This window comes from Clostridium perfringens ATCC 13124 (assembly GCF_000013285.1).
Lineage (GTDB): Bacteria > Bacillota > Clostridia > Clostridiales > Clostridiaceae > Sarcina > Sarcina perfringens.
This window is the reverse complement of record NC_008261.1, coordinates 467,597-484,502: the sequence shown is the minus strand read 5'-3', so window position 1 is coordinate 484,502 and position 16,906 is coordinate 467,597. Positions and strand designations below refer to the sequence as shown.

Genomic DNA, 16,906 nt, shown 5'->3' with positions numbered 1-16,906 from the left:
TTAATACTCCTAATCTTAATTTATTTTAGAGAGTAGTATTTTAAAATACTACCCTCTACACATTTACTAAGCTAAAATTTTTAAAACTGATCCTAAAATACCTACTACTATTGTTAAGATAACTAAATGGTAAGTTGTCCATTTACGTTTCTTTATAAGGTAGAATATAAGTATTGTATATAATGCTGGTAAAAGAGCTGGTGCTATTTTATCTAACATTTCTTGTATTGATACAACTTTTTCAGCTCCATCTGGCATTTGAGCTGTGTATTTATAAGCAATTTGTATTTTTGTGAAAGAAACTGCTAATCCTGATATAACAGTAACACCGATCATACTAGCTACAGCAGAGATTTGAGCCATTTTTTCACTTAAAACATCTATAATACTAGTTCCTAATTTATAACCATATATACCTGTTAATAATTTAATTGTTAATAATATAGCGTTCATAGCTACAAAGAATAATATTGGTCCAGCTATTAAACCATCTTGAGCTAAACTAGCTGCTATTGTTGAGAATAATGGTGCTAAACAGAATTGTGAAAGTGAATCACCTATTCCTGCTAGAGGTCCCATTAATGCAAGTTTTATTGTTCTAGCCTCTTCAGATGATCTTCCTGAGTCAAGCATTACTAAATGTAAACTTGTGATGAAAGGAAGAAAGTGAGGGTTAGAGTTAAAGAATTCTACGTTTTCACCTAATGCTTTCTTAAAGCCTTCTTCATTATTTCTATAAATTTTCTTTAAAGCAGGATATAGTATATTTGCATATCCTAATCCTTGATAGTTACCATAGTTAAATCCATTCTGTAAAAAGAATGCTCTAAGAGATGTTTTTATATAATCACTTTTGGTTAATACTCTAGATTCCACCTTCAAATACAACCTCCTCATCATTACTATCGCTTGAATTGTTAGAATTATTTCCTCTGAAATGTTCTATTAAAGCGAATATTGCTCCTACAAAAGCTACTCCCATTACTGGTAAGTTTAAGTATCCTATACATACATATCCTAATAATACAAATGGTATAAGTTCTGTTTTTGCCATTATTGATAATATCATTGCAAATCCTATTGCTGGTAACATTTTACCCGCTACTGATAATCCACCTATTAACCAAGCTGGTATCATTTCTACTGCTGCTTGTAATCCAGTTGTACTAAATGCTCCTGCAAATCCAATAATAAATCCTACTATAGCGAATACCCAAATAGTTGCATTAGCACCTATTTTAAATTTAATCCAGTTTCCTTCTTCAATACCCTTATTTGCAAATTGAGTTAAACCTGTTGCAAATGTATAAGTTGCTGTAATTAAGAATTGGAAAGCTACTGCGAATGGAAATGATAAAGCAAGTGCAGTTGCTGGATCCATTCCTTGACCTTTCATAGTAATTGCCATTAATGTACCTATAATTCCTGGTCCCATTGGGTTTGGTGGCACTGTTCCACCAGCTCCTACTCCAAAGCCCATGAAAGCTATTTCTGAAACCGCCCCCATAGCTAATGCAGTTGGAATATCACCTAAAATTATTCCAACTCCAAAAGCTAGGATAATACAACGGTTTGTATAAAGTCCAAGTAACATACCTGCTAAACAAAAGGCTGTCCATAACCCTATTAAAATACATTGAATTAATGTAATTTCCATATAATATTACCTCCGCTTTTTCTAATAACCCTTATTAAATTTATTTACTATAGATATTTAGTTATATCTACTTGCATTGCTCCATCGTCACCTCTAGGTGTTGTTTTTGTATTAAACTTAACATTATACTTTTCTGATAATTCTCTTAATGCATCTTTATCTTCTTTTCCTAAGAAAATTGAACGAGTAACTTGCTCTTTACCTTCAGCATTGTGTATATTTCCTATGTTTATTTCTTTAACTGGTACTCCACCTGCAATTAGTTTTAATGCATCCTCTGGAGTTTTACAAACTAAGAAGATTTTTTGTTGTGGTGATGCTTTGTGTATTAACTCACAAGTTTTTTGTATTGAGAAAAATCTCATAGCTATTGATTTTGGTACAACAGTTTTCATTAATGTTTGTTGTATTTTATCTTCACTAGCAATATCGTTTGCAACTATTACAGTATTAACTCCTAATGAATTTAACCACATTTGTCCTTGTCCATGAATTAATCTTTCATCAATTCTCATCATTTCAATATTTACGCCCATTTTTCAACACTCCTTTTTACCAATAAAGGTTCCAATCTTTATAAAATCTTATTAAGGCTTCTAAGAAGAAATAATCTCCCCATATGTTTCCTTCATCTACACCTTTTCCTGAATGCCATGAATATACTCCATGTAATAAAACCGGTTTTCCAGGTTCTATTTCAGGATTCATATAATTTTCCATTAATGATCTTAAAATATTATGCATTGCATATTTATATACTTCTTTATTTTCGTCAACTTCTGGTAAATATTTATTCATTTCATGCATACCACAAACAGCTATTGCTGCTGCTGAAGAATCCTTTGAATGATCATCACCATCATTGAAAATCAAATCCCAATAACAAACGTTATCCTTAGGTAATCTATTTAAGAAATAATTAGTCATCCCCTCATAAAGATTAAAACAACTTTCATTTCTTGTATATCTATAATTTAATGGAATACCATAAACTCCCCAAGCTTGTCCTCTAGCCCAAGCTGAATCATCACTATATCCTTGTCTAGTAACTCCTCTTAAAGGTTTTCCAGTTTCATTATCCATATAGAATGTATGGAATGCAGATGCATCATCTCTTATAACATTATTACAAGATGTAACAAAATGTTTATTTGCTATGTTTCTATACTTTGCATCTCCTGTTTCATCACTAGCCCAGTATAATAATGGTATATTTAATAAACAATCTATTATAAATCTGTAGTGATCTTTGCTACCTAGCTCTCCCCAAGCTTGAATAAACTCACCTTTTTCTTGGTATCTAGAAATAAGTTTATTTGCAGCTTTTATTGAAGCTTCTCTTGCATCCTCAGAGCCTGTTAATTTATAACCACTTACTGTAGCTAATGAATATAAGAATCCTAAATCATGATGATCTAATTCTATATCTTTTTCCACTCTGTTTTTAAAAGATGCAACATTTTTATCTGCTAACTCTCTATATTTTTCATCTCCTGTGTACTCATAAGCAAGCCATAATAAGCCTGTCCAGAATCCATCAGTCCACTCTATATTTTCTATAATTCCATACTGATTATTTTTTGTTGCTGATGATGGAAATTTTTCTTTGAAATATTCCATATTAGCATCTATTTGTTTTATAACTAAATCAATAGCATTTTTAACCTCAGCTCTAGTTAATAACTTAGTTTTCAGAAATTCATCTTTCTTTGCAATCTCTTCAACTCTTATTTCCTTAATCATAAATACCCCTCTCAAATTATCTTAAGACATCCATTGGAATATTATCCATATCATCAAAAGTTTTATTTTCTCCACACATACCCCATATAAATGTGTAATTGCTTGTACCTACTCCAGAATGTATTGACCAACTTGGTGATATTACACACTCTTCATTCTTAACAACTAAATGTCTTGTTTCTGTAGGTTCTCCCATTAGGTGGAATACTCTTGTGTCTTCGTCCATATCGAAGTAGAAGTAAACTTCCATTCTTCTTTCATGTGTATGGCAAGGCATTGTGTTCCAAGCATTTCCTGGTTCTAACATTGTTAGTCCCATTAATAATTGACAACTTTCACATACATTTGGATGTACATATTGATATATTGTTCTCTTGTTTAATGTTTTGTTGTCTCCTAATCTAACTGGATTAGCCTTTTCTATATCAATCTTAACGGTTTCATATTCCTTATGAGCTGGTACTGAGTTAACATATAACTTTGCTGGTTCTTCTGGATTTACTGATTTAAAGCTTACTTCTTTATTTCCTTTTCCAACATACAAACCATCTTTTTCTTTTAATTCATACTCAGTTCCATCAATAGTTACGATAGCTTTTCCGCCTATATTAATTATTCCTAGCTCTCTTCTTTCTAAGAAATAATCAACACCCATCTCTTTACCAGCTTCTAATTTAAGCTCTTTATAAACCGGTTTTATTCCTCCGAAAATTATTCTATCTACATGACTATATACAAGTTCTATTTGATCATCTTTAAATATGTCTTCAACTAAGTAATTTTCTCTTAATTCCTCAGTATCATATCTTTTTGAGTCCCTTGGATTATTAGCATATCTAGTTCTCATAATTTCCTCCCACCTTTTATTAAAACGTTTTACATAAACTGTTTTACTAACTTATATTTTTATTATATTATCCTAAAATATTATTGTCAACGTTTTCTTTTTCTTTTTATAGTTTTTTTACAACATTTATACTTCAATAATATTTAATTACATTTATAGAAAATTTATCTATTTACACTACCTAAATTCTTATTATTAATTAGATCTAAAACCTCTTCCTTTGAAGAAATACTTACATCTCCAAGCTGAGTTTGTTTTAATACTGCAGCAGCTGTTCCAAACTCTATAACATGGGATAAGTCCTCCCCTTTATTTTCAATTAGAGTTCTTATAACCCCTGCGGCAAAAGCATCTCCTCCACCAATTCTTGAAATCATACTAAAATCATATTTTGAGGATTTATATACTCTTTCCCCATCATAAAACACGCCTTGTAAAGTATGATAATTATATGGTGTTCCAGACCTTAAGGTAGTTACTATATTTTTAACTTTTAAATCTTCAATTGTATATCTAAATCTTTCAATAAAATCCTCATCTGAAAGTTCTGTAGTTGATGCATCTAAAACCTTAAAAGGCTCATCCTCTCTATTTAACCAACCAAAGCATAAATAGGCATCTTGGACTACAGGCTTCATTATTCTAACAAACTCCTCATAACTTTCAAACAATTTTGATCTATAGTTTAAATCAACACTTATCTTTATACCTCTTTTTTTAGCCTCATTAACTAATTTAAGGGCAACTTCACTTACTTCTTCAGATAAACCAAAAGTTATTCCAGATATATGTAATAACTCAACATCTTTAAATAAGCTTTCAACATCTATATCTTCATATTGTAACTCAGTAATTGAAGAATGTTTCCTATCATAAACAACCTTAGCTTTTCTAGCAGAACATCCTTCCTCATAATAGTATAGTCCAAGCCTATCCCCTTTTGAAATTATGAAATCACAATCAACATATTGTGATTTCAAAAAAGATTTCGCAAAGTTTCCAATTTCATTATCAGGTAAAGCTGTTAATACTCTAGTTTCAATTCCTAAATTACTTAATCCTACTGCCACATTTACTTCGGCTCCACCAAAACACACATTAAAGCTATTTGCTTGTCCTATTTTATTGTTGTTTGGAGGAGTTAGCCTCATTAACATTTCTCCCAATACTAAAACTTTCTTCATTCTCTAACCTCGTTGCATACGTAATTTTTTAACACGCTCTATATATTTTCTAGTTTCTGCCTCTATTTTTGCAGGATCTTTTAGTTTTATAATAGCACTTCCAATACTAACTATATCGCAACTATTATTAAACCATTCATCCATATTTTCAAAGCTAACTCCACCAGATGCCATTACTGCAATACCTTTTATAGGAGCCTTTAAATCTTTTACTATAGTTGGCTTGAAAGCTGATCCTGGGAATAATTTTATTACGTCTGATCCACATTCTCTAGCTTCCTTAATTTCTCTTGGTGTAAAACATCCTGGAATATAAGGAATTCCATATCTATTACATAGTGTAGCTGTTTCTTTATCAAAGCTTGGACTAACAATAAATTCTGCACCTGCAAGTATTGCAATTCTAGCTGTTTCAGCATCTAAAACAGTACCTGCTCCAATAACTACTTCTTCATTCTTATCTTTAATAAGCTCTTCAATCACCTTATCTGCATTTGGAATAGTAAATGTAACCTCTATAATATTACATCCTCCCTTTATTGCAGCCTTTGCAGTTTCTATACCTTCATCTTTTGTATTGGTTCTAAGAACCAATACAAAAGCTTCATTTATTAAATTTGTTAATGTTTTTATTTTCTTTATCATCTCACTAACCACCCACCGTCTATAGCTAATATGTGTCCATTTAAGTAATCAGATGCTTTACTTGATAAGAATACAACTGTTCCCATTAAATCTGAAACTTCTCCCCATCTACCTGCTGGTATTCTTGAAAGAATTTCTTGGTTTCTAGCTTTATCTGCTCTAATTGGTGCAGTGTTAGCAGTTTTTATATATCCAGGTGCAATAGCATTTACTTGTATATTTAAATCTGCTAATTCATTAGCAAATGCCTTTGTTATTCCTGCAACTCCATGTTTACTTGCAGTGTATGGAGGAACAAATTTTCCACCTTGGAATGATAACATAGATGCTATGTTTATAATCTTACCATATCCTTGCTTAGCCATTACTTTAGCAACTGCTTGTGATAAATAGTAAACTGAATTTAAGTTTATATCCATTACAGCTTGCCAATCTTCATCTTTGTACTCAAGTAATGGTGCTCTTCTTATTGTTCCTGCATTATTTACTAATATATCTATTTTTCCAAATTCCTCTAAACAAGTTGATACAACCTTATCTCTTGTTTCTTTTTTAGTTAAATCTCCTTGTACAAATACAATTTTTCTTCCTAATGATTCAACAATATTTTTTACCTCTTCAGTATTGTTATCAAAAGTTGTTACTAAAACATCAGCACCTGCTGCTGCAAGAGCTTCTACATAAGCCATTCCTAATCCAGTGTTTCCACCAGTTACTATAGCTACTTTACCATCTAATTTAAAAAAGTCTAAAGAAAATTTCTCCATATTCATCTTAATCCTCTCCTTTTATCTTAAAATATCCATTGAGATATGATCCATATCATCAAAAGTTTTATTTTCTCCACACATACCCCATATAAATGTGTAATTGCTTGTACCTACTCCAGAATGTATTGACCAACTTGGTGATATTACACACTCTTCATTCTTAACAACTAAATGTCTTGTTTCTGTAGGTTCTCCCATTAAGTGGAATACTCTTGTGTCTTCGTCCATATCGAAGTAGAAGTAAACTTCCATTCTTCTTTCATGTGTATGGCAAGGCATTGTGTTCCAAGCATTTCCTGGTTCTAACATTGTTAATCCCATTAATAATTGACAACTTTCACATACATTTGGATGTACATATTGATATATTGTTCTCTTGTTTAATGTTTTGTTGTCTCCTAATCTAACTGGATTAGCCTTTTCTATATCAATCTTAACGGTTTCATATTCCTTATGAGCTGGTACTGAGTTAACATATAACTTTGCTGGTTCTTCTGGATTTACCGATTTAAAGCTTACTTCTTTATTTCCTTTTCCAACATATAAACCATCTTTTTCTTTTAATTCATACTCAGTTCCGTCAATAGTTACGATAGCTTTTCCGCCTATATTGATTATTCCTAGCTCTCTTCTTTCTAAGAAATAATCAACCCCCATCTCTTTGCCGGCTTCTAATTTTAATTCTTTGTAAACCGGTTTTATTCCTCCGAAAATTATTCTATCTACATGACTATATACAAGTTCTATTTGATCATCTTTAAATATGTCTTTAACTAAGTAATTTTCTCTTAATTCCTCAGTATCATATCTTTTTGAATCCTTTGGGTTATTAGCATATCTATTCCTCATAAACTCTCCTCCTATTGTTAAAACGTTTTATATAAACTGGTTTACCAACCTTACGTTAATTATATAATTCCTTACTTATATTGTCAACGCCTTTAATCACTATAAATTATTTTTTTCTTTTCTTAGTAAACATTGTTCCAACAGTAGCTAGAAGAACACCTATTGCTCCAAGGCTTAGATTACTTGCTCCTCCAGTGTTAGGTAGCTTTTCAGTATTATTATTTGCTTGTGGATTTTCCCCTTTATTTTCTTCACTTTCTGGTTTTGTTGATTGATTTTCTTGATCCTCTGGTTTAATCTCTGGTTTATTCTCTTGATTTTCCGGTTTATTTTCTGGCTTGTTCTCTTCCTTTTCTTTAACTAAAACATTAAGCTTTTTCTCTGCTTTTTTCCCATTATTATCACTTACTTCAAAAGTAACTGGATATGTCCCAGGCTTTGTAACTTCAAATTGATCATTTAAAGGAATTTGATTATCCTTAATCTTAATATTTTTAGTTAAATCTCCATCCTCCTTATCTTTAGCCTTAAGTTTGTGAAGAGATTTATCCCACTTATCTCCTACAAATAAATTAGCATCTTCTCCTTCTATTACAGGAGCTTCATTTTTAATTTCATTATTATTTTCATTGTTTCCATTATTTTTGTCGCCTAATTTTACAAGAAGCTCTAAAGGTGCCCCTGAAAGGTTTTCTGTGTTTGCATCAAATTTTATTTTTCCATTTTCTAAATTTATATTTGATATTCTTTTATCTGATTTTATTACTTCCATTGCTGGTTTATTTATTTCTATAGAAAGATTTTTTTCTAAGAAAGTTGGATCTGACACAGCTATGCTTAAGGTATTATCTTTATTTTCTTTTATTATTATAGATGATTTTCCTGTTGATGTTATATTTCCAGCAGTATTTTTTCCCTCTTTCCAGAAGTTAGCTGCTTCAATATTTAATTTTTTATGCTTAACACTATGAGCTACATCATCATTTTGAATAATTTCAACATTTGGATTCTCAGAATATTCTTTTACCTTATCCTCAGTCTTATTTGGTAATAATACATAACTATATTTTTGATCTTTTATAGCTTTTCCATGATCTATATACATAGTTAAGTAATTATCTTTAACCACCTTATCTGCTTCTGGTTTAGAAGAGTTTACATTAATCCAATTACCTTCTCTTTCATCTTTTATTAAATTAATATTTGCTCCCTCTGGGAAATAATATCCTATATTTGATCCACTTACATTTCCTTCTAAGTAAGCCCATTTTGCATTATCAACTTTATCTTTTTCTTTTAATTTACTTACTCTTTCTTTTCCATCTACTATAAATTTATTTGATCCATCACTTTTTATCTTTCTATTTTCAACTATTGTTTCAGTTTCAAAATCTTCTGGATTAGTTATTCCTGAACCTAAGGCAACTATTTCATCATCAAACATAAACCAAGATTTCTTAGCTTTTAAGGAATCGTACTTATTATCTATTTCCATTCCAGCTACTCCGTAAGCTCCTAACTTACTTCCACCAGACCAATTACTCTTTCCTAATTCATAATAAATTTCATTTTGTTGTGATGCTCCTGGATCTAACCCTGGTAATATTTCTTTTGGTTCTCTTTTTCTAGTGTCTACAGTTGTACCTGGCATTCTATATGGATCTACTGTAGCCCAAAAATTTCCTGAGAATTGATTTAAATCATTATTGAATAAATAAGTCATTCCATCCCCTTGGAACCATGGTGTTAAATTTTCCTTGTTCATGAATTCATATTTACTAATTCTACTTGAACTTCTTGATATACCTAAAGCGAAGTTCTCTCTTTTATGAACAGTCTTGTCCATACTATTTAATGCATAATGCTTATCACCTTCTTCTAAAGGTTTTATATTGTCATTATTCATAATTCCATAGAATTCACCTATTACATTAATTGACTTAAATCTTGCTCCAAAATCTAATACACTCTTAGCTTCTGTAGCCCATTTTTTAACTAGAGCATTTATTTCACTAGCCTTATCTCCATCAGAAATCATTCCAATTTTAATCATACCTTCAATAATTCCAGATGCTTGTAAGTATCCATTAGCATTATATCTTGATATTGCTCTTCCTCTAACCATGTCCATAACGTATCCTTTATATATAATTGGATTGAAACTCTCAAAAATCCACTTATAAACGTTATCTTTACTTTCAGATTTTATTGACCATGGAGTTTTTTCTAATAAAAACATTATATTAGATATTTTCTCAATAAGAACATTTCCATATGAACCTGTGTATGCTACCATTCCATGTTGAAGATATGAACCATCCTTATAGAATCCATCCCCACTAGTTACATAATCAAAAACTCCAACTATATCCTCTGATGCTTCTTTAATTTTTTCTGGATCATTCTCATTGACACCTTGCAATAACTTATTCATACATACATCTGCTAAATTTGCTCCTGTATGATATTTACTTCCAGGCTCAATACTTGGTAAGAATTTTTGTATTGCATTCATATAATTTTTAACTTGTTCTTCAGTTAAATCATCATACATTAAAACAACAATATTATTTAATCTTGCTGGTATTCCAATCATCCAATCCCACCAGTTGCCATACTGGTCAATATTCTCATTGTAAGCATTTTTATTGATCCAGTCTAAGGAATATATTATCTTATTTTTCAAATCTTCATTTTTGTAATACTTATTATTAGGTAAGCTATATGCCATAGACATTGTTACTAAGTTATTGAACATAGATGTTATTCTAGCTGGATTTTGTTTATAATCTTTTAAATCTTCCCAAAGCCATTGAGCGTTAGGATCCATATTAAGTTTTGCTACTAATTTGTCTGTATTATTTGTATAACTTATTATCTTCTTAGATATTGTAGCATTACTTGTATCTAAAGAAGAATTACCTACTAAATCCTCCTTCCATCTTAATCTAATGTTTTTAATATACTCAGCTTCGTTGTCATATTTCACTACCTTTTCAGAATTATTTTGACTCTTATTTTCAAGTGCCAAAACATTCTCATAGGAAGCTCCCATAACCATACAACTTACAATTGCCGTTGATATAAGTCTGTTAAGTTTTTTTCTAGATTCTTTCATAAAATCTCCCCCTTATTTTTGTAAACGTTTATAAACGTAACAAGACTATTATATCTTTTTAGTGAATTTTTTGTCAATAAAGTATTTATTTTTATAAATACCTAATTATTTTCAAAAAACACTTAGATATTTCATCTACTTTAATAATAAAGTAATATTAATTTGAGGGTATTTATATTTTAAATTAAGATAATTATTATTTGAGCTTACTAAATTATCGTTCAATTTAAATAAACACTAAAACAAAAAAGAGCCACATAAAAACTAGTAAATAAAGCTTATTTTCTAGTTTTTTATGCAACTCTTTTCCTAATTATATTAATGAATTATCATAAAAGTTTCCCATAACCTCAACAGTTGGTTGTATATTTACAAATGCTTCTGGGTCTATATCCATAACATTTTTCTTAACAATTAATAATTCATGCTTTGAAATTACTGTGGTAATTGAGCTTAATGGTTCATTAGTATATCCACCATAAAGATTTCTACCAATTGTAACTCCTCTCATTTGACTCTTAATTAAACTATCAACAACCTCTTTTTCTTTTTTAGTATAAATTGTTACTGTAAGCTTGTATTGTTGAATGTAAAATAAGTCTATAACCTTAGTAGTTACGTAAATTGAAACTAAGCTATATAAAGCTAATTCCCATCCATAAACTAATCCTGCAACTAATAATATTATTCCATTTACTATAAATCCTAGTTGACCAACTGACTTTCCTGTCATTTTTTGAACAACTAAAACTATAATATCTGTACCTCCAGTAGAGAAGCCTGCTCTAAAGCACATTCCAACTCCAGCTCCCATAAGAACTCCTCCAAATATGGAATTTAAAAGTTGGTTATTAGTAACCGCTCTTGTTGGAATAACCCCTATAAAAAATGATAATGAAATTATAGAAAGAAAACTATAAAGGGTAAATTTCTTTCCTAATTTTCTATAGGATAAATAAGCAAGTGGTAGATTTAAAATTAAAACCCATGTTGAAATATCAATGTTTATATTGAAAAAATCTCCACCGATAGATGATAATAGCTGTGATACTCCTGTAACACCTGATGAATAAATATGTGCAGGTGTTAAGAAAAAGTTAACCCCAATTCCAGCTAAAGCCCCAAAAAGAATTATAGCAGTAATTCTGTAGGCTACCTGATAAATTCTTCCGTTCTTTTTATTCACTGAATTCACTCCGTTCAAAATTATTTTTTCATTGTAAATTATTGCTTGTGATTTTGCTTAATTTATTATATCACCAATAAAATTCTTTTAAAGTGTTTTATTTACTCTTTTTGCAATTTATGATATTTTGTGCTTTTTAATATCTATTTGTTATTTTATATACATTTAAGTTTAAATATTAATATTCGATACTAGTTTATTATTTGTATCTAAAGAAAAAATTTACGAAACAAAGTGAATTATTCTCTATTTTATTTAACTAACTTCTAAAACTTCTTCTTTATTCTTTTCAAGAAATGATTTTAAAACTAGTCCTAATCCTAAACCAAATAGGGCTGGTAATACCCATCCTAACCCCTCTGAATAGAAAGGTAAATTTTCAAAAATTCTATTTAAAAATTCTATATTAATACCTGTACCACTTAAAGCATGAATAACACTAACTATTGTTGTAAATGCTATGGTTGTAGTATAAACCACTGAGTTTCCTTTTATATATTTATCTAACATTGCTAAGACAATAAGCATTATTGCCATAGGATAAATTGCATTTAAAACTGGAACTGATACTGCTAATATTTTATTTAATCCCATATTAGCTAAAACCATACTTGTTAATGTTAATATTCTAACCCAAGAAAGATAATTTATTTTTTTAGTCAAAGTTTGAAAGTATTGGCTACAAGACGTAATAAGACCTACGCAAGTTGTTAAGCAAGCTAATGTAAATATTACTGCTAACAAAATAGCTCCTGGTTTTCCAAAAATATAAGTGATTATATTACTAAGAGTTTGTGCTCCATTTTCAGTTAATCCAAATCTTCCACCACTAGTTGCTCCAAGATGAGCAAGCATTGAATATATTACTATTAATAATCCTCCAGCAATTATTCCTGCTTTTACAGAGGTTTTCACAACAAATTTTTCTTCTTTTACTCCCTTAGACTTTATTACAAGTGCTATTACAATTCCAAAGTTTAAGGCAGCTATTGTATCCATAGTCATATATCCATCTAAAAATCCACTTATAAATGGTGATTCTTTATAAACTCCTGTAACCTCTCCATATGCTCCTAAAGGTTTAAAAATACTTGCTACGAAAATTAATCCTATTAATACAAGTAAACTTGGAGTTAATACTTTCCCCATTCTATCTACTAACTTTGCTGGTGATAAAGATAGCCAATATGCAACTGCGAAAAATACAAAAGTATATATAAATAATGCTAAATTATTAGATATAAGTCCTTCTGGTAAAAATGGCGCAACTGCCATCTCAAAGGGAAGACTTCCTGCTCTAGGTATTCCTAAGCCAGGTCCTATTGAAATATAGATAAGAACTGTGAAAAACGTTGCAAAGACAGGATTTACTCTACTTGCTAATGCATGTAATCCTCCTGATTTTGCCACAGCAATTACCCCTAGTACTGGAAATCCTACTGCCGTAACAAAAAATCCTAAAATAGTAATCCAAGTAGCATTTCCAGCCGCTTGCCCTAAGAATGGTGGAAAAATTAAATTCCCTGCTCCAAAAAATAATGAAAATAACATTAAACTTACTAATAATAAATCTTTTCTTGATAAATCTTTCATAAACAATGACCCCATTTCTTTTTTATTAACTATATTTTTTCCGTAAAAATATAGTTTTTAATTATTTAATCGCTATAAAAAATTATAATTTCTCCTTCTATGTCCATAAAAAAACCTCCTTTAAAAATAAAAAATACCCCGTCCCTATAAAAGGGACGAGGTTTAATCGCGTTACCACCCTAATTCTATAAATATAACCTAAAAAAATAGATTTAATTTATAGCACTCTTAAAATACGTACTAAATAATACGCTTTTCCTATAACGGTGAAAATCCGATAAAACTTACTAAAATATAGCTTCAGCTTTACTTCTCCGAGATGATTTTCAGATATACCTTGAACATTGACTTTCAGCAACTTGTCAACTCTCTGTGGATCAATAAATATGCCCTACTTTTTCTCTTCATAGAATTTAATTTTGAATTTATAAGTATATTATCTCTTATTTTTCCAGCTGTCAACCTTAAGTGTATTTTTTATTTATTTTTTATTTTTTCCCATAATACATTAATAAAAAATAAATTATACCGAATTTTCTTTTTCAATTTAAAATAAAATTTAACTAAAAAATTTTTTCTAAAATTATATTAATACATGAAAATAATAAATATTTTCGTGGAATATTTATTTTAAACTATCCCTTATAAAATATAAAAAATAAAAGGTACTGTATAAAAATAAGTTTATTACTATATTTTCATACATACCTTTTATAATCTTATATTTTAATATATTATTTAAAAAGTTTTTTATATTTACGACCTATTTTTCCTGTTAATAAATTTCTTAATTCATCTACCAATGAATCCTCTAAATCAATCTTTCTTATTATTGAAGCCTGTCTTCTGTTGAAATATATTATAAAATAGTTTTTAGTCTCTATTACCTCATAAAATTTATAATATTTGATTTTGCTTTTACCTTTAAATGCTGTGCTTTTAATAACTAAAATATCCTCAAAAAATTCTAAAGTTTCTATGGATTTTAAAATACCAGATTTATCAGCCTTTTCCCTTTCCCTACTTTGAAATTCAATTTTCACAACTATTGCAAATAAAGTTATGATTAATAATATTAACCAATAAATTAAAAAGCTTTTTAATTCAAAAATCCTATTATTATAAGAAACAAATCCAGCCATTAAAGCTGTAATTACTATAATAGCAGGAATTGTAAATTTCTTTCTTAAGAAAGTTGCTATGTACAAAAATCTACTATAATCTTTTTTATTTATAGATGTCTTTATTGTGAATAATTTTTTGTCACTCATACCTTGCTCCTTACCTCTTCCATTAGTATATGTAGAATATTTTATCAAAATATATAAAAGTAATAAATACAAAAATCATAAAGTCAGATAAAAATATATAAAAAGAAAACCTATAAATATATCTAGAAAATTATATACTCTTTTTTAAATATTCTCTTTATAATATTTATAAGTTTATCTTAAATTTCTTTTAATATAATTATGTATTACCTGCAACAAACATTACATGGATCACTTTTACCACTTTCAGCCTGTGTTCCACTGTATATTGTTTTACTTCTTTTTAAGGTTGTACAATTAGATCTTTTATGATAGCTTTTTCCACCACTTGTCCAATAAACTATTTCTCCTGAACCAGCTGTTTTAGGTGTTGAATCTCCTGAAGAATTAGCTAAATTTGATGGATCACCAGAGGATTTGTTTGTATTCTTACTGTTATTATTTGATGTGCTATTACTATTTTCAACCCCTTTATTTTTAGAGTTTTCTTCTGCTTTTTTTGATTCTTCCTGTGCGATTTTCACTTGTTCCTCTTTTTTAGCTCTTAAATTATCTAACTCTTTTTGTTTATCTTCTACCTCTTTACTTAAGGTATTATTTTCATTTTGTAATTTATCTATTTCTTCCTGAATTGATTTAAGCTCTGTATTATTTTTTAAGGCAGGTATTTTATATTCTAACTCATTAACTTTAGGAGCTACTTCATTAAATTCCTTTGAATAATCTTTAACCATAAGATTAGGCGAAATCCCTAAAATCAATGCTAGTATAAGAGCTATTTTATGAGTTTTTATAAATTTTATAATTTCTTTTATCATATGCTCCTACTCCTAATTCAAACTTTGTATTTCTTTATTTAATGAATTTAATTTATTTTGTAAATCTTCATTACTTTTAGTTAAATCTTCTTTTTTAGAATTTAAAGCATTGGTATCCTTACTTATTTTTTCATTTAAGGAATCATACTCTTTTTGAAGATTATCATACTTCTCTTTAATAAAAATATATTCACTATGTGTTTTATAAACTCGTGGCTGTAAAAAACTAAATACAATAGCAAAAACCATAGTAAAAATAAAGAAAGTTCCTATTTGTTTAAGAGCTCTTATTACAAAATTCTTTTTAACTTTTTCATCTGTAATTTGCATTTTTATCCTCCTCTCAATACCACTAACATTTTATAATAATTTATACATATTTTTATTATAATATACTTTTAAAACTTTTTTGTAATAAAATGGATTGTACAATTTACTTTTTTTATAAAACTTCTTTTATTGTCTATAATATACTAATTATAAAAAAATGAAAAAGGTGCATCTAAAATCTTAATAATGTAAGATTTTATGCACCTTTTTTAATATTATATCTCTTAAGGCTTATAATAATTAACTTCTTCTTTAAGTTTTTCTATTGATTTAACTTTTATTTTACCTGAATTATAATCAAGAATTCCTTCTTCTATTAATTGATTTATTATTCTATTTATACTTCTAATATTAGAACCTACCCCTTCAACTAATAAATCCTTAGTAATTCCTAAATTATTTTTATGAAGTGTATTTAATATTATGTACATTACCCTATATCTTAAATTATAAAAGGCATTAACTCGTTCTCTTTTGCAACATTCATAATTTCTCTCTGCTATAAGCTTACTTATAAATAATGAAAATTTATTATCTAATTCTATCCACTTAATAAAAGATTCTTTGCTTATCTCTAAGGTCTCACATTGTGATAGAGCCTCCACTGTAGTAACTACTTCCTTATTAATTAAGGCTTCTAGTTCACCAAATATTGTAGCTTCACTATCAATATCTTCTAGATATATAGCTCCTGTAAAATCACAATGATATGTTTTAATTTTTCCCTTTAATAAGATATATACAAAATCACAATTCTCATTTTGAACTAATAACTTTTCTCCATATTTAAAACTTCTATTCTTTAATTCTTTTTTAATTTCCTTTGGACAGTTATTTATAAACTCTATTAATTCATAACTCTTCATACATAATCACACCCATAAAAATAGTTTTA

The 16,906-nt window shown here is 28.9% G+C and carries 16 protein-coding genes and 1 other annotated feature; all 16 genes read right to left on the bottom strand.

Going from position 1 to position 16,906, the window contains the following annotated elements; all coding sequences use genetic code 11:
• Positions 1-66: 66 nt before the first annotated feature.
• The 16 genes from CPF_RS02025 to CPF_RS01950 all read right to left on the bottom strand — a co-directional run bounded on the left by CPF_RS02025 (position 67) and on the right by CPF_RS01950 (position 16,877).
• Positions 67-876, bottom strand: coding sequence for a PTS system mannose/fructose/sorbose family transporter subunit IID (locus CPF_RS02025; RefSeq protein WP_011590178.1), 810 nt, complete (start codon positions 874-876; stop codon positions 67-69).
• A complete protein-coding gene (locus CPF_RS02020; protein ID WP_003455334.1) occupies positions 866-1,657 on the bottom strand; it encodes a PTS mannose/fructose/sorbose/N-acetylgalactosamine transporter subunit IIC in 792 nt (263 codons plus the stop codon). Before CPF_RS02020 ends, CPF_RS02025 begins: the two co-directional genes overlap by 11 nt.
• A gap of 47 nt (positions 1,658-1,704) precedes the next feature.
• Complete coding sequence (locus CPF_RS02015) at positions 1,705-2,193, bottom strand: PTS sugar transporter subunit IIB (protein ID WP_003455664.1); 489 nt, start codon at positions 2,191-2,193, stop codon at positions 1,705-1,707.
• 16 nt (positions 2,194-2,209) lie between these two features.
• Positions 2,210-3,400, bottom strand: a complete 1,191-nt coding sequence (locus CPF_RS02010; RefSeq protein WP_003455311.1) for a glycoside hydrolase family 88 protein — start codon at positions 3,398-3,400, stop codon at positions 2,210-2,212.
• 16 nt (positions 3,401-3,416) lie between these two features.
• Positions 3,417-4,247 (bottom strand): 5-dehydro-4-deoxy-D-glucuronate isomerase, encoded by an 831-nt coding sequence (gene kduI, locus CPF_RS02005; protein WP_003455313.1) that lies wholly within the window; start codon positions 4,245-4,247, stop codon positions 3,417-3,419.
• 164 nt (positions 4,248-4,411) lie between these two features.
• A complete protein-coding gene (locus tag CPF_RS02000; protein ID WP_003455275.1) occupies positions 4,412-5,431 on the bottom strand; it encodes a sugar kinase in 1,020 nt (339 codons plus the stop codon).
• A 3-nt stretch (positions 5,432-5,434) separates the two neighbouring features.
• On the bottom strand, positions 5,435-6,076 hold the full coding sequence (locus CPF_RS01995) for a bifunctional 2-keto-4-hydroxyglutarate aldolase/2-keto-3-deoxy-6-phosphogluconate aldolase (protein WP_011590177.1): 642 nt from the start codon (positions 6,074-6,076) through the stop codon (positions 5,435-5,437).
• Entirely contained in the window at positions 6,073-6,849 is a 777-nt protein-coding gene (gene kduD, locus CPF_RS01990; RefSeq protein ID WP_003455308.1) for a 2-dehydro-3-deoxy-D-gluconate 5-dehydrogenase KduD, read from the bottom strand. The genes CPF_RS01995 and kduD overlap by 4 nt, the downstream gene beginning before the upstream one ends.
• Positions 6,850-6,864: 15 nt before the next feature.
• Positions 6,865-7,695: a 5-dehydro-4-deoxy-D-glucuronate isomerase gene (gene kduI / locus CPF_RS01985; RefSeq protein ID WP_003455501.1), complete on the bottom strand. Its 831-nt coding sequence runs from the start codon at positions 7,693-7,695 to the stop codon at positions 6,865-6,867.
• A gap of 106 nt (positions 7,696-7,801) precedes the next feature.
• Positions 7,802-10,813, bottom strand: a complete 3,012-nt coding sequence (locus CPF_RS01980) for a polysaccharide lyase 8 family protein (RefSeq protein ID WP_003455341.1) — start codon at positions 10,811-10,813, stop codon at positions 7,802-7,804.
• Positions 10,814-11,126: 313 nt separating this feature from the next.
• A complete protein-coding gene (locus CPF_RS01975) occupies positions 11,127-11,999 on the bottom strand; it encodes a YitT family protein (RefSeq protein ID WP_003455426.1) in 873 nt (290 codons plus the stop codon).
• A gap of 255 nt (positions 12,000-12,254) precedes the next feature.
• Positions 12,255-13,592 carry a branched-chain amino acid transport system II carrier protein gene (gene brnQ / locus CPF_RS01970; RefSeq protein ID WP_003478897.1) on the bottom strand — a complete coding sequence of 446 codons (1,338 nt, stop codon included), beginning with the start codon at positions 13,590-13,592 and terminating at the stop codon, positions 12,255-12,257.
• A 148-nt stretch (positions 13,593-13,740) separates the two neighbouring features.
• Positions 13,741-14,009: a binding site (T-box leader), on the bottom strand.
• Positions 14,010-14,326: 317 nt separating this feature from the next.
• Entirely contained in the window at positions 14,327-14,863 is a 537-nt protein-coding gene (locus CPF_RS01965; protein WP_011590176.1) for a YcxB family protein, read from the bottom strand.
• A 206-nt stretch (positions 14,864-15,069) separates the two neighbouring features.
• On the bottom strand, positions 15,070-15,681 hold the full coding sequence (locus CPF_RS01960; protein WP_011590175.1) for a coiled-coil domain-containing protein: 612 nt from the start codon (positions 15,679-15,681) through the stop codon (positions 15,070-15,072).
• 12 nt (positions 15,682-15,693) lie between these two features.
• The gene (locus CPF_RS01955) at positions 15,694-16,011 is read right to left on the bottom strand and encodes a coiled-coil domain-containing protein (RefSeq protein WP_011590174.1); all 318 of its coding nucleotides are present in this window, start codon (positions 16,009-16,011) and stop codon (positions 15,694-15,696) included.
• 224 nt (positions 16,012-16,235) lie between these two features.
• The gene (locus CPF_RS01950) at positions 16,236-16,877 is read right to left on the bottom strand and encodes a Crp/Fnr family transcriptional regulator (protein ID WP_003455357.1); all 642 of its coding nucleotides are present in this window, start codon (positions 16,875-16,877) and stop codon (positions 16,236-16,238) included.
• Positions 16,878-16,906 lie beyond the last annotated feature (29 nt).

Bases quoted from the DNA above. Each gene is read 5' to 3' on its own strand.
- CPF_RS01955 (WP_011590174.1), bottom strand. From the start codon at position 16,011: ATGCAAATTACAGATGAAAAAGTTAAAAAGAATTTTGTAATAAGAGCT.
- kduD (WP_003455308.1), bottom strand. From the start codon at position 6,849: ATGAATATGGAGAAATTTTCTTTAGACTTTTTTAAATTAGATGGTAAA.
- CPF_RS02015 (WP_003455664.1), bottom strand. From the start codon at position 2,193: ATGGGCGTAAATATTGAAATGATGAGAATTGATGAAAGATTAATTCAT.
- CPF_RS02010 (WP_003455311.1), bottom strand. From the start codon at position 3,400: ATGATTAAGGAAATAAGAGTTGAAGAGATTGCAAAGAAAGATGAATTT.
- CPF_RS01950 (WP_003455357.1), bottom strand. From the start codon at position 16,877: ATGAAGAGTTATGAATTAATAGAGTTTATAAATAACTGTCCAAAGGAA.
- CPF_RS01965 (WP_011590176.1), bottom strand. From the start codon at position 14,863: ATGAGTGACAAAAAATTATTCACAATAAAGACATCTATAAATAAAAAA.
- kduI (WP_003455313.1), bottom strand. From the start codon at position 4,247: ATGAGAACTAGATATGCTAATAATCCAAGGGACTCAAAAAGATATGAT.
- CPF_RS01995 (WP_011590177.1), bottom strand. From the start codon at position 6,076: ATGATAAAGAAAATAAAAACATTAACAAATTTAATAAATGAAGCTTTT.
- CPF_RS01980 (WP_003455341.1), bottom strand. From the start codon at position 10,813: ATGAAAGAATCTAGAAAAAAACTTAACAGACTTATATCAACGGCAATT.
- CPF_RS01960 (WP_011590175.1), bottom strand. From the start codon at position 15,681: ATGATAAAAGAAATTATAAAATTTATAAAAACTCATAAAATAGCTCTT.
- kduI (WP_003455501.1), bottom strand. From the start codon at position 7,695: ATGAGGAATAGATATGCTAATAACCCAAAGGATTCAAAAAGATATGAT.
- CPF_RS02020 (WP_003455334.1), bottom strand. From the start codon at position 1,657: ATGGAAATTACATTAATTCAATGTATTTTAATAGGGTTATGGACAGCC.
- brnQ (WP_003478897.1), bottom strand. From the start codon at position 13,592: ATGAAAGATTTATCAAGAAAAGATTTATTATTAGTAAGTTTAATGTTA.
- CPF_RS02000 (WP_003455275.1), bottom strand. From the start codon at position 5,431: ATGAAGAAAGTTTTAGTATTGGGAGAAATGTTAATGAGGCTAACTCCT.